Origin of the sequence: Nocardia sp. CA-135953 (assembly GCF_050955735.1) — a bacterium.
In the GTDB taxonomy this organism is placed as follows: domain Bacteria; phylum Actinomycetota; class Actinomycetes; order Mycobacteriales; family Mycobacteriaceae; genus Nocardia.
The window spans coordinates 1151293-1175749 of sequence record NZ_CP192082.1 but is presented as its reverse complement, the minus strand read 5'-3'; the positions used below and the strand labels follow the sequence as shown (position 1 = coordinate 1175749).

At 66.2% G+C, this 24457-nt stretch carries 2 protein-coding genes (1 of these 2 cut by a window edge); one reads left to right on the top strand and one right to left on the bottom strand.

Going from position 1 to position 24457, the window contains the following annotated elements; all coding sequences use genetic code 11:
- Positions 1-304: 304 nt before the first annotated feature.
- A complete protein-coding gene (locus tag ACQPXH_RS05450) occupies positions 305-1645 on the top strand; it encodes a helix-turn-helix domain-containing protein (RefSeq protein ID WP_433601233.1) in 1341 nt (446 codons plus the stop codon).
- Here ACQPXH_RS05450 and ACQPXH_RS05445 read toward each other — a convergent pair.
- Positions 1620-24457 carry the 3' portion of a non-ribosomal peptide synthase/polyketide synthase gene (locus tag ACQPXH_RS05445; RefSeq protein WP_433601232.1) on the bottom strand. 2323 nt of this gene lie beyond the right edge of the window, so 22838 of the gene's 25161 nt are visible here — the last part of the coding sequence; its start codon lies beyond the right edge, outside the window; the stop codon is at positions 1620-1622. The genes ACQPXH_RS05450 and ACQPXH_RS05445 overlap by 26 nt on opposite strands.

Here is a 24457-nt window from a genome sequence, read left to right as displayed (position 1 = left end):
TGTACCAGCCACAAATCCCGGATATCCGAATGCAAAACGTCCATTGTTCACCTCCGCCGAAGAGATAAGTGCACCCGGCACCGGCAGCGCCACCGGAACCCGCCGTCGACGCTGTGGATCGGAACAGCGTCGGGACCGTGCGTCGGGTTCCGGAGAGCCGGCACCCCCGAAAGGGTTTGGGGTACAAACCCGGTGCCGGGTACCGCTTAAGCGTGCACGTTGCGATTCGGTGGATAACAGAGCCGAATGCGATAAATGCGAGTAATTTCCGATTGAATCAACCTGGTACGAGGGAGCGGGACCTATGGTTGAGATCGACTGGACCGGCGAAGACGTACTCGCTCTTCGCGTGGCGATGAAGCGAAGTCGCTATGAGTTCGCACGCCTGGTGGGCGTCACCCCGCGCACCGTGATCTTGTGGGAGAACGGCCGGACAACCCGGATGCATGCCGCAAGCAGGCGTTTGCTCGATCGAGTGCTCTCGGAGGCCGATTCGGTCGTCGTCGCGCGATTCGAGCGCGCGATCGCGGATCCGACGGCGGCCCGCGATACCGAAGACACGAGCGCGGCGCTCGATCGGATACAGCTCGGTAGGGACATCGGGCTCGACAAGGAAGTCGAGGATGACGACGTGAGAAGGCGATTGCTGTTGGCCTGCATCGGCGCGGGCCTGGCCGGTCAGGCGGCCGATATGGTCGCGAGCGAACCGGAGAAGATGCTCGCCACCCTGGACGCGGGCTCGATGAGCGAACGACGGCTCGGCCTGCTCGAGCAATCCGTCGAGGCCCTTGGCACCCGCGTCGTGCAGGTTCCGCCGCACGAGTTGCTGCAGGCCACGCTCGACCAATTCCGTACGGTCCGCAGCTGTCTCGCGGAGCGGCAGGCGACCCCTCATCAAATCCGACTGGTCCGTACGGCTGGTCGCCTGGCGAATGTCGTCGGCGAAATTCTGTTCAATGAGGGCCATTTCGGTCAGGCCCGATTGTGGTACACCACCGCAATTCACGCCGCCCAGGACATCGGCGATCGCTTTTCCGAGGACATCGCACTGGCTGGATTGTCGTATTTACCGACCTATAGCGATAATCCGAAGGAAGTTTTGAACCTGCTCAGCCCGCGCCTCGAAGAAAATCCGGGCAACGGTCCGGCGGCGGCCTGGCTGTGGGGAATGGCGGCCCGCGCGCACGCCAGCCTGGGTAATTCCGACGGCTTCGCCCGCTGCATCTCGAAGTCGGAGCAGGCGCTGGAAAATTTTCCCGCGGAACAACTCTCGATCGGCATCTTTTCGTTCCGCCCGGAGAAGCTCGCCTTCTATCAGGCCATCGGCTACTCCCGATTGGGCCGCGCCGAGCAGACCGCCCTGGCATCCGAGCGAGCTATCGGGCTCTACGACCCGAGCGAGACCATGGAACCCGCGCTGGTCCGGTTCGAACACGCCACCGCGCTGCTCGCCTCGGGCGAGGTGGACGAGGCCTGCGCGGTGGCGACCCGCGCGATCACCAATGGCCACACCTACGTCGGCCTCACCGTCACCAAGCGCGCGAAACAATTCGATACCGCGCTGTCGGGTTTCCAGGGCCGCGCGGTCGCCGATTGGCGCGAGCAGGCTCGGATGATCGTCAATACTCCGCGCACCCTGGCTTGATGTGGCAGGGCGCACCAGCCGCCAAAACATCGGTCAGGACGTGGCCGATGCGGGCGAGGGCGGATTCGGAGGTCATACGCCAGTGCGTGGCCTGGACGGCGTGGTTGTGCACGGTGCCGTCGACGGCGTCGGACCAGCCGGCCGCGCCGGTGGCCCCGGTGGGGTCGTCGAGTGCGGCGGTGAAGTAGACGAGATTGCCCTTATAGGGCCGTGGCCGGTAGCGGGTGATGAGTTCCAGCGAGTGCGTGCCCGCGTCGAGGAGTCGGCCGAGCCGGTCGAATCCGAAGGACGCGAACGGCTCCGGAAGTTCGGCGATGCGCCGGGCGAGCCGGGTGCGATCGAGTTCGGTATCGGTGTCGTCGGCCTGTTCGCCGAGTAGTCCGCCGAGCAGATCGGCCACCGGCACCGTCGCCGTCTCGTCCACGGTAATGTGCAGCGGGCTGTCCATCATGGCCAGCAATGCGACATGTTGGCCCTGGTCCTGTAATTGATTCGCGACGGCGTGCGCGAGTACACCGCCGAGCGACCAGCCGAGCAGGTGGTAGGGGCCCTCGGGCTGTACCGCGCGAATTTCGCGGACGTAGTGTCCGGCCCAGTTCTCGATGGAATCCGGCAGCGCCGCATCCGAATTCAGCACCGGCGACTGGATGCCGTAGATGCCGCGCTCCGCATCGATATGTGCGGCCAGACCCGCGAACGACCAGGCGACGCCGCCGACCGGGTGGATGCAGAACAGCGGTTCGCGAGAGCCTCCGGGACGCAACGGTAGTAGGACATCGAAGGCCGCTTGCGCGTCGACGCGGCCGCGGCCGGAGCGGCGCAGTTCCAGTTGCGTGATCAGGTCCGCGGGTGTCGGGGCGGCGAATAGCCATACCACCGGGATCTGTTCGGCGAGTGCGGTACTCAGCTGGGCCGCCAGTCGAGTGGCCGACAGTGAATTACCACCACGTTCGAAGAAGTTGTCCTCCATACCGATTCGCTCGACCTCCAGCGCCTCCGCGAAGACGGTGCAGACCAGCAGCTCCAACTCCGTCTCAGGAGCCCGGAATTCTCTGGCGCTCAACTCGGGCTCGGGCAGTGCGCTCCGGTCGACTTTGCCATTGGCGTTGAGCGGCAGGGCATCCAGTTGGATCAGCACGGTCGGAACCATGTAGCTCGGCAGGGTGCCGGTCAGTGCGGATCGCAGCGCGGTCGGATCGAGCGGCTCGGTGGCGGTGAAATACCCGACCAGCAGGTCGCCGCGATGGGCGATGACAACGGTCTCGGCGACCCCCGGACGTGAGCGCAGCGCGTGCTCGATTTCGGCGAGTTCGATGCGATAACCGCGTACCTTCACTTGGAAGTCGCGGCGCTCCACATATTCGAGGTTGCCGTCTGTACCCCAGCGGACCATATCGCCGGTTCGATACAACCGGGTGCCCGGTGCGCCGAACGGGTTGGCCACGAACCGTTCCGCACTCAGGTCGGGCCTGCCGTAGTAGCCGCGGGCCAGCTGCGCGCCGCCCAGGTACAGCTCACCGGTTACACCCGTCGGCACCGGGTGCAGCCGGTCGTCGAGTACGTAGACCTGGTTTCCCGATTCCGGTGTGCCGATAGGGACTACCGTCTGGCGGATACCGGCGTCGGCGCGGAACCGGGTAACCGAGACCGCTGCCTCGGTGGGGCCGTACAGGTTGTCGATCCTGGCGGTGGTGAGTGCGCCGATCCGGTCGACGGTCGCGGCGGGCAGTGCCTCGCCGATGACGAGCAGTCGTCGCAGCGATCTCGGCAGTCGCTGGTCGCCGCTGACTTCGGTCAGCATGGCCAGCAGCGATGGCACCAGCGTCACCGTGGTGACGGAGGCGCGTCGGATCAGATCCAGCACGCTGGCCGGATCACGTTGTGCGTCCTGTGGCGCCAGCACCACCCGGGCACCGGTGCGCAAGGCCCACCAGTACTCCCAGACCGAGAGATCGAAGGCCGCCGAGGTCATCAGCAGCGTGGCGTCGTGCGCTTCGAGCGCGTATTCCGTTTGCAGCCAGTCCAATTGGTGTGCGACCGCAGCATGCGGGACGGCGACGCCTTTCGGGGTTCCGGTCGATCCCGAGGTGAAGATGACGTAGGCGGTGTGTGCGGGAGTCAGCGTGGACCGCCGCTCCTCAGCACGAATCGGACTGCTGTCGAGGACACCGGCGGCAACCGAGATATCCAGCACCACATCGTGATCCGCCACCGACTCGGGCAGCATCGGCCGCTCGGCCGAGGTCAGCACCAGTGCTGGGTTCGCGGCGGCGAGTACGCTCGTGGTCCGGTCGAGCGGGTGGGTCGGGTCGAGCGGGACATACGCGCCGCCCGCGGTCACCACCGCGTACATTGCGACCAGCAGGTCGACACTGCGCGGAATCGCCAGGGCCACTAGCGATTCCGGGATGACGCCACGACCGATGAGCGCGCGGGCGAGTCGGTTCACCCGCGAGGCGAACTGGCCGTAGGTGACCGTTACCGAGTCATCGACAATCGCCACCGCATCGGGCGTCTCGGCGACCTGCGCCTCGAAGGCCGCGATGAGGGTAGTGGGAGTGAATCCGCGTTGGGTCCGATTCCAGGACACCAGCATTCGGTCGCGTTCGGCGGTATCCAGTAGCGCCAGATCTCCGACCGGCAGCTGCGGTTCGGCGCAGACGGCGGCCAGCAGGCGTTGCAGTCGTCCGGCGAAACCGGCGACCGTGGCTTCGTCGAACAGTGCGGTGGCATAGGTGATCGATGCGGCCATGCCTGCCGCGTTTCCATCCGGGCCGTAGCGGTCGGTGACGACCAGGTGCAGGTCGAATTGCGATATCTCGGAGTCGAAATCGACTGCGGTGGCGGTCGATCCGTCCAGTGCGAATTCCGCCTCGGCCTGGTTGTGGAAGGAGAAGCCGACCTGGAACAGCGGATGCCGTGCGGTCGAGCGCTCCGGATTCAGCACCTCGACCAGCCGCTCGAATGGTACGTCGGCATTGGAGAAGGCGGCGACATCCGCGGCGCGCACCTGACCAAGGAGTTCGGTGAAACCGGTCGCCGCCTCCACCTGGGTACGGAGCACGAGCGTATTGACGAACATGCCGACCACATTGTCGAGTTCGGCCGCACCACGGCCCGCGACGGGCGTACCGACGGCGATATCGGCGCTGCCGGACAGGCGGGCCAGCAGTACCGCGAAGGCGGCGTGCAGGACCATGAACAGTGTCGCTCCGGTGTTCCGGCCCAAGTCCGCCAATCTCGCCTGCATGTCGGCGTCGATGGTGAAGTCGACATGCCGGCCGCGGGTGGAGACGATGGCGGGTCGGGGACGGTCGGTGGGGAGCGTGAGTTGTGCGGGCAGTCCGGTGAGGGTTGCGGTCCAGAACCCGAGTTGCTGGGAGATCAGCGAATTCGGATCGTCCTCGCTGCCGAGCAGATCCCGTTGCCAGCGGCTGAAATCCGCGTATTGCACCGGCAGCGGGGTCCACTCCGGCGGAATACCGTGCTTACGTGCGGCATAGGCGGCCATCACGTCACGTGCCAGCGGTACCAGTGACGAGCCGTCCGCGGCGATGTGGTGTACGACCACGACCAGCACGTGCTCACCGAGAGCTGCCGAGCCTGCCTCCGGACGGAACAGCCTGGCGCGCAATGGAACCGAGTCGGTGACATCGAATCCGGCGCCGATGAAATCCGCGACGGCGGATGTCAGATCATCGACGGCCACCGGAATGGGGGCCAGCACCGGCACTCCCGCGGCGGCCATCGGCAGAACAACCTGTACCGGGCCGCTTTCGCGCTGCGGGTAGACCGTGCGCAGCACCTCGTGGCGTTCGACCACGTCGCTGACGGCCGCATCGAGTGCCGCGATATCGAGATCGCCGGTGAGCCGCACTGCCAGTGGGATGTTGTAGGCGGTGGACTGGCGGTCGAGGCGATTGAGGAACCACATGCGCTGCTGTGCCAGCGAAAGCGGTACCGGATCGGTGCCGGTGCGCCGGGTCAGCGCCGGACGTGCGCGCGTCGCAGTGGTGTCGAGAGCGGCGGCCAAGGCCGATACGGTCGGGTTCTCGAAGACAATTCGCACGCCGACCGAGGAGTCCGATCGAGCGCTCAGTCGTGCGGCCAATTGTGTTGCGGTCAGGGAGTTTCCGCCGACGGCGAAGAAGTCGTCGTCGAGCCCGACCGCTGCCAGGCCGAGCACCTCGGCGAAGATTTCGGCCACGATCCGCTCGGCGACCGTCTCCGGTGCGCGGAAGGTCGCGGTACGGAACTCGGGGGCGGGCAGTGCCTTGCGGTCCAGCTTGCCGACCGGGGTCAGCGGGATCTGGTCGAGAACCATGATGGCGGCGGGCATCATATAGGCGGCCAGCGAGCGCGCGGCGAAAGCGCTGAGTTCGGCGGTGTCGATCGCTCGGTCAGCTACCACATACGCGACCAGCGAAACCGAACCTGCGGCGTCGGTGTGCCCGATCGTCACCGCGAATTCGACGCTCTCGTGGGCCGAGAGCACCGCGTCGATCTCACCTGGTTCGATGCGCAGACCGCGCACCTTCACCTGATGGTCGGCACGTCCTACGTACTGGACCGCGCCGGATGCGGTCCAGCGCACCAGATCACCGGTCCGGTACAGCCGCCCGCCCGCCGGACCGTAGGGATCGGCGACAAAACGATCCGCCGTAAGTCCCGGCCGCGCGTGGTATCCGCGAGCCAGACCCGGCCCGCGCAAGTACAGTTCGCCGGTCACCCCATCCGGGACGGGTTGCAATCGAGCATCGAGCACCACCGCGGACATGCCGTGAATGGTGGTGCCTAGATCGAATTCGCCGGGCCGCAGTGGTGCGCTGATATTGGTGATGATCGTGGTCTCGGTCGGACCGTAGGTGTTGTGGAACGCACGCCCGGTTCCCCAGCGTCGCACCGTATCGGGGCCGTAGGACTCACCGCCGACGGTCAGGTGGGTGAGTTCGGGGAGTTCGTCGGGATCCAGTGTTTGCAGCACGGCCGGGGTGATAAAGGCGTGGGTCACCCGTTGCTCGCGGATGAGCGCGGTCAATTCCGCACCGCCGTAGACACCGGCCGCAGCGATCACCAGTGCGGCGCCGGCGGGCAGGGCCAGCAAGAGTTCGAGCATGGAGGCGTCGAAACTGGGCGATGCCACGTGCAGGACGCGGGATGTCGCGGTGACCTGGTAGCGATCCCGCTGTGCGCGCGCCACGCCCGCGAGGCCGCCGTGGGTCGCGATTACGCCCTTCGGGGTGCCGGTCGAACCCGAGGTGTAGATCATCCACGCGGGATTGGCCACGCGCACCGGACGGATCAGCTCATCGGGCGCAAGGGGTGCCGCGCTCGAATGCCGTATGCGGGCGGCCGTGGCCGGTGCGTCGAGTACCAGCCATTCGGCGGTGCCGGGCAGTGCCGGGCGGCATGCGGTGAGCGTAAGGCCCACGGCGGCACCGGAATCCGACAGCATGTGTGCGATGCGATCTGCCGGATACGTCGGGTCGACCGGGACGAAGGCCGCACCGGTCTTTGCCACCGCCCAGACCGCGAGCACGGATTCCACGGAACGCGGGATGGCCACGGCGACGAAGTCCTCGGCGCCGATGCCGTGCCCGGTCAGCATTCTGGCCAGCCGGGACGAGTGCTCGTCCAGTGCGCGGTAGGTCAGCTCACGGTCGTCCGAAAGCAGAGCCAGCGCATCGGGATTCATTGCCACGGCGTCGGCCATCAGCTCGGCGAGAGTACGCGGCGGCACCAGTTCACCGCCGCGCCTGCCGAGCAGTTCGCTCCGTTCGGCCGGAGTGAGCACATCGATGGCGCCGATCGGCGCGGATGGATTCTCGGTGAGCGCGCCGATCACCCGACCGAAGCGGCGAAGCAGTCCCGTAGCGGTTGTTGCGTCGAAAAGGTCTGTCGCATAGTCGAGTTCGATTGCCAGGTGACCTTCGGCGTCGAATGCCGCCGCGACGGTGAACTGGAGATCGAAGCGCGCCACCTGTTCATCGAATTCGACAGCCGTCAACTCCAGGCCTGGCAGCGTGAATTCCTCCGTGCCGGTATTCGGATAGCTCAGCGCCACGGTGAACAACGGATGCTTGGACTGCGAGCGCTCGATGCCGAGTTCATCGACGACGCGCTCGAACGGAACGGTCGCATGGGCGAACGCGGCCAGATCGTTTGTTCTGGTCTCATGGAGTAGATCGGTGAACGAACGGGCCGGGTCCGGATATGTGCGCAGCACCAGGGTGTTCACGAACATGCCGACCAGGTCGTCCAACGCCGCCGCGCCGCGACCCGCGACCGGGGTGCCGATGGCGATATCGGCGGAGCCCGACACCCGGGCCAGCAATACGGCAAGTGCGGCGTGCACCACCATGAACGGTGTCGCGTTGTGACGCGCGGCCAGCTCGTGGATGCGGGCGCCGACACCACCGCCGATGCGGGCACGCACCGCGCCGCCACGCTTGGACGCGACAGCCGGGCGTGGCCGATCAGTGGGCAATGCCAGTTCTTCCGGCAGATCCCGCAACGCTTCGGTCCAGTACGTGAGTTGTTCGGCCGCAACCGAATCCAGCTCGGCCGTTTGCCAGAGTGCGTAATCGGCGTACTGTGCCGCGAGCTCCGGCCAGACCGGGGTCCCGCCGATCACTCGGGACAGATAGGCCGACAACAGGTCTCGCAGCAGCGGACCCATCGAATAGCCGTCCGCCGCGATGTGGTGCAGCACGGCGACGAGCACATGGCTGGTCGCGTGCTCCCGCAGCAGTATCGCGCGCACCGGCACCTCGGTGGTGATATCGAAGCCGGTGCCGAGGAAATCGGCGATGCGCTCGTCCACCGAGCTCGGGGTCTCGACCACGAGGGATACCGGGGCCGGTTCGGCCGGCAGGATCACCTGGTGTCCGATGCCGTTCGCATCGGCCGGATACACCGTGCGCAGTGCCTCATGGCGGGTGATCACATCCTTGAACGCGGCACACAGCGCCGCCTGGTCCAACTCGCCTGCGATGCGCACCGCGACCGGAATATTGTGGGCAGCCGAGTCCGGGTCGAGTTGATTGAGGAACCACATGCCGCGCTGTACCGGTGCGAGCGGAATGCGCTCGGGGCGTGGCCCGGCGATCAGTGGTACAAGCTGGTCGTGTGCGTGCGCGGCCAGGCATGCCGCGAAGGCATGCACGGTGGGCGCCTCGAACAGCAACCGCACAGGCACCCGACCGAGCCGCTCGCCGAGTCTGGCCAGGACTCGGATGGCGATGAGTGAGTTGCCGCCGAGGTCGAAGAAGTTGTCGTCCGCGCCGATCGGCGACCGCGCGAGTACGGCCTCGAATGCCTCGGCCACCAGCCGTTCGGCCGGGGTGACCGGGGCACGGTAGGCGACGCTGTCGAATACCGGCTCCGGCAGTGCCTTTCGATCCAATTTGCCGGAGGCGTTGAGCGGGAATGCGGCCAGTACGACGATCGCCGATGGGACCATGTAGGACGGCAACGCATTCACCGCGGCCGCCAGAACTGCCGCGCGCACATCTTGTGCATCACTCACCACATAGCCGACGAGTCGGTCGCCGACCACGCCTGCCGCGGCCTGCGAAACACCGGGCACCGCCGCGAGTACCGCCTCGATCTCCCCGAGTTCGATGCGCTGGCCGCGGAACTTCACTTGGAAGTCGGTGCGGCCCAGGTACACGAGTTCAGGGGTGACGCCACTGGTGTCCCAGCGGACCGAGTCGCCGGTGCGATACATGCGTTCACCTACGGGTCCGAATGGATTCGCTACGAAGCGGTCCGCCGTCAGATCGGGCCTGCCGTGATAGCCGCGAGCGAGTTGGGTGCCTGCCAGATACAACTCACCGGCGACCCCTGGCAACGTCGGTCGTAGCCGGGAATCCAACACGTACACGCGGCTGTTCCATTCCGGATTGCCGATCGGCATGACGGTGCGTTCGATTTCACCGGTGACGTCGCGGTGGGTAATGCTCACCGCGGCCTCGGTCGGGCCGTAGAGGTTGTGCAGGCGCGCGGAACTCAACGCGCCGAAGGCACGGACGGTCTCGGCGGGCAGTGCTTCACCGATGACGAATACCGTGCGCAATGTGTCGAGAACGGCAGCGGTTTCGATATGTCTCGCGAACTCGCTCAACATCGATGGCACGAAATCGGTGACGGTCACGCCGTATTCGGCGATCACTTCGGCGAGGTAGCCGGGATCGCGGTGACCGTCCTGGGTGGCGAGCACCAGCGTTGCGCCGATGCGCAGCGGCAGGAAATAGCCCCACAGCGAGACATCGAAGCTGGTCGCCGTTTTTTGCAGGTATACGTCTTCGGCGATCAGCTGGTACTCGGACTGCATCCACGCCATCTGGTTGACGATCGCGGCGTGGGAGACGCTGACACCCTTGGGTTTTCCGGTCGAACCGGAGGTGAAGATCACGTAGGCCGGGTTCTGCGGGTGAATGGGCGCGGTCCGCTCGTTCACCGCGATCGGGTCGTCGGCATAGTCACCCAGCGCGACCGTATCGACACACACTGTCGAGCCGGCATATCCGAAGTCCTGACGATCACTTTCGATGGTGAGCAGCACAATAGGTGCGGCGGTGCCGATGATGTGCGCGATGCGCTGGGCAGGATGGTCGGGGTCGATCGGTACATAAGCGCCGCCCGCCTTGAGCACCGCGTACATGGCGACCACGAGATCGACCGAACGCCGAATCGCCAATGCCACCAAAGATTCCGGCCCGACACCGGTCGCGATCAGATGTCGAGCCAGCTGGTTGGTCGTGCGGTCCAATTCGCCGTAGGTCATGGTGGTTCCGTCGAAGACCAAGGCGATATCGTCCGGTGTCGCGGCGGCCTGCTGCTCGAATTCGTCGAGCAGCATTTCCGACACGAATGCGGTGTGCGCGGAATCGTTCCATGCGGTCACCACCCGTTCCAGCTCACCGGTCTCGAACAGATCGATATCGCCGACCACCTGTTCCGGATCGCTGATGACCGCGCCGAGCAGCCGGGTGAAGCGTGCGCCGAAGATCGCGATGGTCGACTCGTCGAAGAGGTCGGTGGCGTAGGTGAAGCGCAGGACGTCGTCGGCTACGGTCAGTTGCAAATCGAATCGTGTTGTCTCGTATTCGATCTCGTATTCGGCGACAGTAATGCCCGCCAGCTCCACCGATACGGGCGCGAGATTCTGGAAGAACAGCGCGACCTGGAACAGCGGATGCCGTGCCTCGGAGCGCGGCGGATCCAACACCTCGACCAGCCGCTCGAACGGCACATCGGCATTGGCGAAGGCATCCAGGTCACCGTCGCGGACCCGACGCAGTACGGCGGCGAAGGAGTCCGAGCCCGCCACCTCGGTGCGCAGCACCAGTGTGTTGACGAACATGCCGACGAGGTCATCGAGGGCGGCGGCACCGCGGCCTGCGATCGGTGCGCCGATGGCGATGTCGTCCATGCCGGACAGTCGCGCCAGCAAGGTGGCCAGCGCGGCATGGACGACCATGAACGGGCTGACGTCGTATCGGGCGGCGATGGCGGCTATGCCGTCGCGGATGGCGGCATCGAGCCCGATGGTGGTGCTGGCGGCGGCGTTACTGGCAACCGCGGGACGTGGCCGATCAGAGGGCAGGTCGAGCTGAGCGGGCAACCCGCCGAGTACGCCGCTCCAGTAGCGCAGTTGCTGTGCGGCCACCGATTCCGGATCGTCCTCGGCTCCGAGGACCTCGCGTTGCCAGAGAGCGTAATCCGCGTACTGCACACGCAGGTCTGTCCACGTCGGTGCGGTGCCGGTGGCCCGTGCCGCGTATGCGGTGGCGATATCGCGCGCCAGCGGGGGCATCGAGAACCCGTCCGCCGCAATGTGATGGACCACGATGGCGAGTAGGTGCTCGCGCTCCGACAGGGTGGCCACGCCGATACGCAGCGGTATTTCGGTAGTCACGTCGAAAGGTGTGGCAACCAGGTCCACCAGTGCCGACGAATCCAGCTCGCGGATTTCGGGCGTCGCGACCAGAATCCGTTGGTAGCCGGTGCCATCGACGTCCGGATATACGGTGCGCAGGGTTTCGTGGCGGGCGACGACATCGGCCAGCGCGGCGGCCAGCGCATCGGTGTCGAGATCTCCGGTGAGCCGGATCGCGACCGGAATATTGTTCACCGTCTCGCCGGGATCGAAGCGGTTGAGGAACCACATCCGTTGCTGTGCGGGGGAAAGCGGAATCAGGTCCGGGCGTTGGCGCGCGGTGAGCTCCGGACGACCGCCCGTGCCGGTGAGCAGGGCGGCGCGGGTGGCCACTCCGGCAACGGTCGGTGCCTCGAACATCATCCGCACGGGGACTTCGGCATCCAGCGCGGCACCGATCCGGGCAGCCAGCTGAGTGGCGATCAGTGAATTGCCACCGAGTGCGAAGAAGTTGTCGTCGGCGCCGATTCGCTCGATGCCGAGCAGTTCGCCCATGATCTCGGCAACGGTCTGTTCGGTCTCGGTCGAGGGAGGTCGGTAGGTGGCGGTCTCGAATACGGGAGCCGGCAGCGCGGCGCGATCGAGCTTGCCGGAAGTATTGAGCGGGAGGGCATCGAGCACGACGCAGGCCGACGGAACCATATACGCGGGCAGTGCGGCGTCCAGTTCCGCGCGCACGTCGTCGATATCGACTGCGCGGTCAGCCACCAGGTAGGCGACCAACTGATCGCCTAGTCGCTCGTCGCTACGCACCACGACAACGGCCTGCTCGATGACATCCAGTGCGGTGAGCGCGGATTCGATCTCGCCGAGTTCGATGCGCAACCCGCGCAGTTTCACCTGGAAGTCGGTGCGGCCCAGGTACTCCAGCTCGCCCTCCGCAGTCCACCGGACGAGGTCACCGGTGCGATACATCCGCTCCCCCACGCGGTGGGGATTCGCGACGAAACGTTCAGCGGTCAGCTGCGGCCGCCGTACATAGCCGAGCGCCAACTGCTCACCCGCGAGGTACAACTCACCGGGCACACCCACCGGGACCAGCCGCATCCGAGCATCCAGCACCAGCAATCGGGTATTGAACACCGGCTTGCCGATCGGCACCGACTCCGCGTCGGCAGCAGTCACCTCGTGGAAGGTGACATCGACCGCGGCCTCGGTCGGCCCGTACAGATTGTGCACGCGGGCACCGGTCAGCTCACGGGCTCGCTGCGCGGTCGGTGCGGACAGCACCTCACCGGAGGCGAATAGAGTTCGCAGCGTGACGCATTCGCGCACACGGGGTTCCGCTAGGAACACCGCGAGCATCGAAGGCACGAAATGCGCGACGGAGATTCCTTCGTCGCTGATCAACCGCGCCAGATAGGCGGGATCCCGGTGACCGTCCGGCCGCGCGAGCACCAATCGCGCTCCGATCTGCAACGGCCAGAAGAACTCCCAGACCGAGACATCGAAAGTCGCCGGGGTCTTCTGCAATACCGCGTCGTCGGCGTGGAGTCCATACTCGTACTGCATCCACACCAGGCGGTTGACAATCGCGGCATGGGACACCGCGACGCCCTTGGGACGGCCGGTCGAACCAGAGGTGAAGATGACATACGCGAGGTGGTTCGGCAACAGCCCGCCGAGACGATCCTTCGTGGTGAGCGGCGCGGGTGAATATCGCGTCAGCTCCAGACGATCGATCCGAACCTGGCGTGCCGTAACAGCTTCCAGATCAGTACCCGAAGTCAGCACCCACACCGGACGCGCTGTCTCGAGCACATAGGCGATCCGGTCGGCCGGATGGTCGGGGTCGAGCGGCAGATACGCGCCACCGGCGACAGTGACCGCGTACATGCCGACCACCAAGTCGAGCGAGCGCCGCATGCCCAGCGCGACAACCGAATCCGGGCCCACGCCATGCCCGACCAGCCATCGCGCCAAGCGATGGACCCGGCCCGCGAACTCGGCGTAGGACAGACTCCGCCCCTCGAACGTCACCGCGGTCGCGTCGGGTGTCCGCAGTACCTGTTCCTCGAACAGCGAAACCAGAGTCTGTGACCGGTTTATCGCGAACGAGGTGTCGTTCCAACGATCGAGCAGAGACAGCTCGTCGCGGTCCAGTAGCTCGATATCGCCGACGCGTACGGCGGAATCGGCTACCACCGCCTCGAGTAAGCGCACGAAGCGGACCGCGAACGATTCGACCGTCGCCCGGTCGAACAGATCCGTCGCGTAGCGCATGACGGCACGCAGCGCGGTACCGTCGCCTTCCGCGAGTTCGAGCGCGAGGTCGAACTGAGCGACCTGATTGTCGATGGGATACGCGGCGACCTCGAGCCCGGGTAGGCGCAACACCGTATCGTCACGATGCTCGAAGGTGAGCAATGTCTGCACGATCGGCGAATGCGCTTGCGAACGAACCGGATTCAACTCGTCGACCAGGCGCTCGAACGGCAGATCGGCATGTTCGAATGCCCGGACATCGGTGGCACGCACCCCGTCGAGCAGTTCGGCGAAGGTTGCCCCGGCCGCGACCTCGGTGCGCAACACCAGCGTGTTGACGAACATGCCGACCAGATCGTCCAGCGCTGCCTCGGCCCGGCCCGCGACCGGGGTGCCGATGGCGATATCCTCCACGCGCGCAAGTCGGGCCAGCAATGCCGCATAAGCGGCGTGCACCACCATGAACGACGACACGCCGTGTTTGCGCGCCAGATCCGCGATCGCGGCGGTCAGTTCCGAGGTGATGGCGAACTCGAACGCCGCACCGCGACCGGATGCCACGGCGGGGCGCGTGCGATCGGCCGGCAATTCCAGCACCGGAGCAAGTCCGTCGAGTTCGGTGCGCCAATGCGCGATCTGTCGGGCCAGTACGGAGTCGGGATCGTCAACGGAGCCGAGCACGTCGTGCTGCCACAGTGTGAAGTCCGCGTACTGGACCGGCAGCGGCTGCCACCACGGTGCCACGCCTTCGGTGCGAGCGCGGTATGCCACCATCAGATCTCGCGCCAGCGGGGCCGTTGAAACACCGTCGGCGGCGATGTGGTGCACCACCACGACGAGCAGATGATCGTCGGACGCGATCCGGAACAGCTTGGCGCGCACGGGTATCCGGGTGCGCAGATCGAACCCGATCCGGGTGACGCCGACAACCGCCGCGGTCAGGTCGGATTCGGCGATATCGACCCGCTGCAGGTCCAAGGTCGATTCAGTCACCACCTGCGCGGGACCGATGCTGTCCGCGGGGAACACAGTGCGCAGCGACTCGTGCCGGGCGACAACATCGCCCAGCGCGGCACGCAGCGCTGCTTCGTCCAATGCACCGGTCAGGCGGATGGTGATCGGAATGTTGTAAACGGACGATTCGGGATCGATCCGATTCAGCAGCCACATCCGAGTTTGGGCCAGCGACAACGGAATACGCTCCGGACGACCCCTAGCCACGAGCGCGGGCCGCGCGACATCGGCGCGCGTCACCCGCAGAGCCAATTCGGCCACGGTCGGTGCTTCGAAGATCTCGCGCACGGTCAGCGCACTACCGAACGCCGCGTTCGCTCGAGCCACTAGGCGCATGGCCGATAGCGAATTGCCACCGCGCGCGAAGAAATCGTCATCCGCGCCGACCCGCACGCCACCGATCAGGTCGGCTATCAGTGCGGCGAGTACCGATTCGGTGCCTTCCCGCGGTGCACGGGATTCCGTTGCGGTACCGACGACTTCGACTGCGGGAAGCGCCGCGCGGTCGAGTTTGCCGACCGTGGTGAGCGGCATCTCGTCCAGCACAACCAGGTGTGCGGGCACCATGTATGCGGGCAGATGCGCACGCGCCTGCGCGAGTACCGCATCCGAGGACAGTTCCGTCCCACTGATGTAGCCGACCAGGCAGTCGTAGCCGGAGGTGTCGCGCGTCGATACCACCGCGGCATTCGTCACGCCCGCCACCCCGGCCAGCGCCGACTCTATCTCCCCGAGTTCGATCCGCTGACCACGCAACTTGATCTGGAAATCATTGCGGCCCAGGTAGATCAGGTCGCCGTCGCGGTTCCAGCGCACCAGATCGCCGGTGCGGTACATCAACCGGCCGGGTACACCGAACGGATCGGCCACGAAGCGCTCGGCGGTCAGTCCGGCGCGGTTGTGGTAACCGCGGGCCAGTTGGTCGCCGGCGAGATACAGCTCGCCCGTGACACCGATCGGGACCGGGCGCAACCGTGCGTCCAGGACGTAGGCGCGAGTGTTCCAGCACGGACGTCCGATGGCGACATCGTGGCCGGAATCGTGGTCGGTGAATTCGTGATAGATCGCCGAGATCGCCGCCTCGGTCGGGCCGTACGCGTTGTGCACCGCGCCGCCGACATGTTCGCGAATTGCTGCGAGCAGGTCCGGGGTGAGCGCCTCACCGCCGCAGTGCAGGTGGCGAAAGGAGCGCAGCGCATCGCCCATGCCCTCACCGATGAGCGCCGCGAGTACCGATGGCACGTACTCGGCGATGGTGATGCCGTGTTCGCGTAAAAGTCCGGCGAAATACGCCAGGTCGAGGTGGCCGCTCGGACGGGCGATCACCAGCGGTGCACCGACCGCGATCGGCAGAAAACACTCCCACACCGAGACATCGAAGGTGAGCGGGGCACGTTGCAGAATGCGATCGGCGGCGGTGACGCCGTAGCGGAACTCGAGCCAGCGCAGCTGGTTCATGATGGCGCGGTGGGTGACCGCGACACCCTTCGGCCGGCCGGTCGAGCCGGACGTGAACAGCACGTACGCCGTATTGTCGCGGCGCAGTGGCGCTCTGTCGCTCGGCGCGGCGTCCGAACTGCTGAGGTCGGTGATATCGACGACACGGACGGCACCGAGGTCGGGCAGCTCCGCGCCGCCGACGGCCAACACCAGTGCCGGTGCGGCACTGTCGATCACCTGCGCGATCCGTTCGGCCGGATGGGCCGGATCCAATGGCAGGTAGGCACCGCCCGCACGCACGATCGCGAATACGGCCACGAGCATGTCGACGGATCGCAGCGCGGCGAGTCCGACGATCGTCTCCGGACCCACACCTGCCGAAATGAGCCAATGCGCAAGGCGATTCACCTGGGCTTCGAGTTCCGCATAGGTCACCGAGGTGTCCTCGAAGATCACCGCAACGGCATCGGGTGTCGCGGCCACCCGGGCCGTCAGCAGATCGTCGAGGGTTTCGGAAGGCAGTAGCCGCGCGGTGGCATTGCGATCCGAAAGCAGCAGTCCGCGTTCGGCCACCGACATCAACTCGACATTGCCGACCAGGGTTTGCACGTCACGCACCATGGCGCGTACTACCCGCTCGAAACCTGCCAGGAACCCGTCGACGGTTGCCTTGTCGAAGAGGTCCAGCGCGTAGTGCAGATGCACATCAATGCCGTCGGGTGCGCCATCGGCGTCGTAGCGGTCGGTCAGCGTCCAGTCCAGATCCAGCTGGATCGGCGCGGGTCCGATATCGAGTGCGGCGATATTCAAACGGTGCAGTCGGAAGTCCGGCGCGGACTGGTTCTGCAACGTCATCGCCACCTGATAAAGCGGCGCATGTGCCTGCGAGCGAACGGGATTCACCACTTCGACGAGCTGTTCGAAGGGCACGACGGCGTGATCGAAGGCCGCCAGATCCGCTGCGCGGACGGTCGCCAAGAGCTCACCGAGCGTTGCGTCGGCGCGCACCTCGGTACGCAGCACCAACGTATTGACGAACATGCCGACGAGCTCGTCCAGGGCTTGGTCACCGCGTCCGGCGACCGGCGTACCGATGACGACGTCGTCGGCAGCGCTCAGGCGGCTCAGTAGTACCGCGAGCGCGGCGTGCAGCACCATGAACGGGGTGACCCGATGGGCGGCCGCCAGATCCTGGATGCCCAGGTGCAATACCCGATCGAGGCGGCCGGTGATGGCACCGCCGCGGTTCGAAGCGACCGCAGGGCGCGGCCGGTTCGTCGGCAGCGTCGATACCTCGGGAACGCCCGCGAGCCGACCGGTCCAGTACCGCAGCTGATGGGCCAGCAGCGAACCCTTGTCATCGGCCCGGCCCATAGCATCGCGCTGCCAGATCGCGAAGTCCGCGTACTGCACGGCGAGCGGGCTCCAGGACGGTGCGACATCCGCACAGCGAGCCACATAGGCGGTCGCCAGATCCCTGGTCAGCGGCGCGAAAGACCAGCCGTCGGCGGCGATGTGGTGCACGACGAACAGCAGTACGTACATCTGTTGGCGGGACCTGCTGTCACCGTCGTCGATTCGGAGTAGCCGGACACGCAACGGAACTTCGGCAGTGACATCGAATCCGGTCCGGGCGGCGGTGGCGACGAGTTCGGGCAACTCGGATGTCGACACCGCACGAGCGACGAGTTCCACCAACTTGGTCCCGGCGGGCAGCACCACCTGCGTCGCGGCGCCGTCGCGTTCGGGATAGATGGTGCGCAGTGTCTCGTGCTTGGCGATGACATCGGCAATCGCACGTTCCAGTGCGGGCACATTCAGCACACCGGTGAGGCGTAGCGCGAACGGGATGTTGTATCCGCCACTCGCGGAGTCGAATCGGTTCAGGAACCACATGCGCTGCTGGGCGATCGACAGCGGAATCGGCTCATTGCGATCCTGAACCGTCAACGGCGGCAAGGTCGGCGGCGCGGCCTCCTGCTCGACCGTGATCCGGCGCGCCAGCTCCCGCACTGTCGATGCATCGAAGATGGTGCGGACGGGTATATCCGCGCCGGTCGCCTTGGTCAGCCGGGCCGCGAGTTGCGTGGCGATGAGCGAATTGCCGCCGAGGGCGAAGAAATCGTCATCCGCACCGACCAGGTCGACGCCGAGCAGCGCGGTGAATGTCTCGGCGACAAGGGTTTCCGCGAGATCGCCGGGCGCACGGAACTCGGCAGCAACGAAAGCCGGTGCGGGCAATGCTTTTCGATCCAACTTCCCGGAGGTTGTGATCGGGAATTCGGCCAAGACGACAAAGGCGGACGGGACCATGTAGGCGGGCAGATGCCGCGCGAGTTCGGCTCGAACGCTTTCGGTATCGAGTTCACCGTCCGCCACCAGGTAGGCGACCAGTTGGTCACCGTGGTCGTCGCGAACCACGACGACTGCCTGCGCGATCGCGGCAACCGACAGCAATGCCGACTCGATCTCACCGAGTTCGATTCGCAGGCCGCGGACCTTCACCTGGAAGTCGGTGCGACCGAGGTATTCCAGCACACCCCGTTGAGCGGCCGCCCGCCAGACGACCAGATCGCCGGTGCGATACATCCGCGCACCGGCCGGACCGAACGGATCGGCCACGAACCGCTCACCGGTCAGATCGGCCCGACCGAGATAGCCGCGGGCCAGCTGAGCTCCGGCCAGATACAGCTCCCCGGGCACACCGACAGGCACCCGACGCAACCGCGCATCGAGCACATACGCACGGGTATTCCAGATCGGTCCGCCCATCGGCAGCTGACCGCTATCGGCAGCGGTCACCTCGTATGCGCTGACCTCGACCGCCGTCTCGGTGGGCCCGTACATGTTGTGCACCCGCGCGCCGGTAACCGCCCGTGCCCGCTGGGCGATGGTGGCGGGCAGCGCTTCGCCCGAGCAGAGCACGTGCCGCAGTGGCGACACATCGATATCGTCCGCGACGAAGACAGCGAGCATGGAAGGTACGAAATGCGCGACCGTAATCGACTCGCGCCGAATGAGATCCGCCAGATACACCGGATCCTGATGACTGTCCGGACGAGCCAAAACCAGCCGGGCGCCGACCTGCAGCGGCCAGAAGAACTCGGGCACCGAAACATCGAAGGTCACCGGCGTCTTCTGCAGCAGCGCATCGGTGCCATCGAGCGCGACGTGCGCCGATTGCATCCACAGCAGGCGGTTCACGATGCCACGGTGGGTCATCGCAACACCCTTCGGGCGACCCGTGGAGCCCGAGGTGAAGATGACGTAGGCGGTATTGGCGGCCCGCAGCGGCGCGCGCCGATCCACATCGGTAACCGGCGCGACCGAATACTTGGAAAGGTCGAGACGATCGATACGGACCTGTGTGGCGGCGATATCCAGATCCATACCCGAGGTGAGCACGCAGAGCGGATCGGCGGTATCGAGGATGTGGCCGGTGCGTTCGGCCGGATGGTCCGGATCCAGCGGTACATAGCCGCCGCCCGCCACGGTGATGGCATACATGCCGACTACCAGGTCGATCGAGCGCCGCATGCCGAGTGCGACAAGCGAATCCGGACCAACACCCTGTTCGATCAGCCAGCGCGCCAACCGGTTCACCCGTCCGGCCAACTCCGCATAGGACAGGGTCGTCCCCTCGAAGGTGAGCGCAGGTGGCCCTGGAGTACGCAACACCTGCTCGGCAAATAATGAAGCGAGCGTCCGGGTTTCGTCGACAGCGTGCGTCGTGTCGTTCCAGCGGTCCAATATCGACCGCTCGTCGGCAGCCAACAGCTCGATCGCACCGATCCGGGTCTGCGGCGCATCGGCCACCGCGGCGAGTACCCGCCGAAAGCGACGGACGAACGCGGCGACGGTCGCCGCATCGAACAGGTCGGTGGCATAGCGCAGACTTCCGCTGAGCCCGTGATCACCGGCGCGTTCGTTCACCACCAGGTGCAGGTCGAATTTCGCTGTGGTATCCGGGCATTCGAGCGGCTGCACGGTGAGCCACGGCACCTCGAGCGCCCGACTGCCCGCGACGCCGCGCGGTGCCGCGCCGAAGCTGAACAGCACCTGGAACAGCGGGTGCGCGCCGGTTCTCCGGTCCACGGCCATGGCATCGACCAGTCGCTCGAACGGCAGATCGGCATTGGCGAAGGCAGCGAGATCGCAATCACGCACGCCCGCAAGGAGTTCGGTGAAGGGGGCGGCCGCGTCGACCCGAGTCCGCAGTACCAAAGTGTTCACGAACATGCCGATGAGCGCGTCGAGTTGGCGCTCCCCGCGACCGCCGACGGGCGAGCCGATCACCACGTCATCGGTGCCGCTCAATCTGGCAATCGTCGCGGCGAAGGCCGCGTGCACCACCATGAACAGCGTCGCACCGCTGCGATGTGCCAGTACGCGTAGCGCGCCGGCCAACTCGGGATCTATCTCGAAATTTACCGCGGCACCGCGATTCGAGGGCAGCGCGGGGCGGGGCCGGTCGGTCGGCAGCGCGAGTTGGGTCGGCGTGCCGTCGAGAGCGGCGCGCCAGAATCGCAACTGCTGGTATGCCGGATCGCCCGGCCGGTCCTCGGAACCGAGCAGTTCGCGATGCCAGAGGCTGTAATCCGCGTACTGGACCGGCAGCTCGCGCCAGTCGGGCTTGCGGCTCGGCCCACCACCCCCCATCGAATCGCCGCGCGATGCAGTACCTGATCTGGCCAGGTAGGCGTGCACCAGATCGGTGATCAGCGGTGTCATCGACAATGCGTCGGCGGCGATGTGGTGAACGACGAAGACCAACACGTATTCGTCACCGGAAATGCCGTGCCGATCATCCACCCGGTCAACGCTCAATAACGCTACGCGCGAGGGCAGTTCGGTGCTCACGTCGAATCCGGCCGTCGTGATCGCGGTAATGGCAGCCGTCAGATCGGCACGATCGACCGGTACCGGATCGAGGGTCAGGCCGATATCGGCCGGTACCAGAATCGACTGGTACGGACCGGATTCGCTGTCCGGGTAGATGGTGCGCAGCGATTCGTGCCTGGACAGCACATCGTGCACCGCACGCTCCAGCGCGGTGACATCGAGCCTGCCGGTGAGCCGGAGCACGACCGGGAGGTTGTACACGCTCGCGGCGCCGTCCTGGGTTTCGATCCGGTTGAGAAACCACAGCCGCTGTTGGGCGGGCGAGAGCGGGATGCGCGCCGGTCGCTCGCGGCGCACCAGCGGACGCGCGGCCGCACCCGTCCTACTGAGCTCGTCGACGGCGGCCGCGAATCCCTCGACCGTCGAGGCGTCGAAAAGGGCGCGCACCGGGATGCGCATGCCGATGGCCTCCCCCGCCCGCGCGGTGACCTGGGTGGCATCCAGCGAACTGCCGCCGAGCGCGAAGAAATCGTCATCGAGGCCGACTCGTTCCAGCCGCAGCACCTCGGCGAATACCGCGGCGACCAGACGCTGCGCCGCATTGGTCGGCGCGCGGAAGCTCTGTTGCCGCAGCACCGGCACCGGCAGCGCCTCGCGGTCCAGCTTGCCGCTACTGTTGAGCGGGAATTCGGGCAGCTCGACCAGTGCGGTCGGCACCATATATCCAGGAAGACGCCGGGCCAGCCCGGCCTTGACAGCCTCGAGATCCAAAACGCTGCCCGGCGTGCGAATCACATACCCCGCGAAATAGTCACCATCGATCAGCCGTACCGCGGCCTGACTCACCTCGGGCACCGCGAGTAGTGCCGTCTCGATCTCGGCGAGCTCGATGCGCTGACCGCGGAACTTCACCTGGAAGTCCCCCCGGCCGAGGTAGACGAGTTCCCCATCGGCGCTCCAGCGCACCAGATCCCCGGTGCGATACATTCGCGCACCCGCTCGCCCGAAAGGGTTGGCCACGAACCGCTCACCGGTCAGATCGACCCGGCCGTGGTAGCCGCGGGCCAGCTGGTCACCGGCCAGATACAGTTCGCCGGGTACCCCGATCGGTACCGGATGCAGTCGCGCATCCAGCACGTACACCTGGGAATTCCACTCCGGCTCGCCGATCGGCACCAGCTCGTCGTCGACCGTGACCTCGCGATGGGTAATGGATACGGCCGCCTCGGTCGGGCCGTACAGATTGTGCAGCGCGGCATCGCTCACCGCGTGGAAGGCCGCGACGGTCTCCGGCGGCAAGGCCTCGCCGATGACGAAAACATCGCGCAGCGAATCGAGTTCGTTCACTTGGGCATGGGCGGCGAAAACCGCGAGCATCGATGGCACGAAGTCGGTCAGTGTGACGCCGTGGCGGGCAATGGTTTCCGCGAGATAGCGCGGATCGCGGTGGCCATCGGGCGTGGCGAGGAGCAGGGTCGCGCCCGCGCGCAGCGGCAGGAAGTATCCCCACAGCGAAACGTCGAAGGTGGTCGCGGTCTTCTGCAGATAGACATCGCCGACGCGCGGCCGATATTCGGCGTGCATCCAGGCGAGTTGGTTGGCAATGGCGCGGTGCTCGACCGATACGCCCTTCGGTCGGCCCGTCGTGCCGGAGGTGAAGATTACGTAGGCGGGGTGCTCGGGCCGCAGTAACGCGCGACGCTCGCGGTCGGTGATATTCGCCGCCGAGTACTCCGAAAGGTCCAGTTCGTCGATATGGTGCAGGTGCACGCTCGGCGGCACGGTCGCGGGGAGGGCGAAACCGGTTCCGCGCGTGGTGAGTACCGAATGCGGCCGGGCGGTATCGAGGATGTGCCAGATGCGTTCGGCCGGATGCCCGGGATCCACCGGAACGTAGGCGCCGCCGGCGCGCAGCACCGCATACATCGCGACGACCAGCTCGATCGAGCGCGGCAGCGCGAGCACCACCAGCGATTCCGGGCCGACGCCGGTACTGATCAGCAGCCGCGCGAGGCGATTGGCCCGCTCGGTCAGTTCGGTATATGTGAGTTCGGTGGTATCGGAAGCCAGGGCAACGGCATTCGGCGTGCGACGAACCTGGCTGTCGAACCCTTCGTGCAGAAATCGATCGGCGACCTTGTGCCCGCTGGCATTCCAGCTCGCGGTGACGTAATCGAGTTCACCCGCGTCGAGAAGTTCGATATCGCCGACCGTGACATCCGGATCGGCGGCCGCCGCGCGCAGCAGCCGGAGAAATTTGATACCGAACTCGCGCACGGTCGCGGCATCGAACAGGTCGGTGGCATAGGTGAATTCGGCGCGGTAGCCCGCCTCGGTATCGGAAAGGGTGAGCTGCAGATCGAATTTGGCGAAGCCGGGATCGAAATCGACCAGCTCCGCGTCCAGGCCGGGCATGGTCAATGCGATCGGGCCGATGTTCTGCATGAACAGCGCGACCTGGAACAGCGGATGCCTGCCCTGGGAACGCGCCGGATTCACCACCTCGACCAGACGCTCGAAGGGAATATCGCTGTGCGCGAAGGCATTCAGATCGCGCTCGCGCGCATGGGCGACGAGGTCGGCGAAGCTCAGCTCGCCCCGTACCTCGGTACGCAGCACGAGGGTATTGACGAACATGCCGACCAGGTCGTCCAGGGCGCGATCGCCACGTCCCGCGACGGGTGTGCCGATGGCGATATCGGCGGTGCCGGACAGCCGCGCGAGCAACATGGCGAGCGCCGCATGGACCACCATGAAGGGCGTGGCGCGACTGCGGGCGGCAATCCGGTCGATCGCATGGCGTAGCTCCGCGTCGATGGCGAACTCATGGGTCGCCCCGCGGTAGGACGCGACGGCGGGGCGGGGCCGATCGGTGGGCAGATCCAGCTGTGCGGGCAGGTCGGCCAATTCGGCGGCCCAGAATTCGAGCTGGCGTGCGGCCACCGATTCCCGGTCGTCCTCGCTGCCGAGCACCTGCTGCTGCCACAACGCGTAGTCCGCGTACTGCACGGGCAGCGGCGCCCAGTCCGGTCGGCGGCCGACACGACGGGCCGCATAGGCGGTGACGAGATCGCGCATCAGCGGTCCCATCGAGACACCGTCGGCGGCGATGTGATGCACCACCAGGACCAATGTGTGGTCCTCGGGTCCGCTGCGCAGCAGCCGCACCCGGACCGGAATCTCCTCGGTGACATCGAATCCCTGTACCGCGCCTGCCAATACCGCGGCGGCGAGTTCGGCCTCGGGAATAGCGCTCGGGGAGAGGTCGAACGCGGCGTGCATCGGCCGCACCACCTGAGCCGGACCATCGGCGGTCTGCGGATAGACGGTGCGCAGGATCTCGTGCCTGGCAACGAGGTCGGTGATCG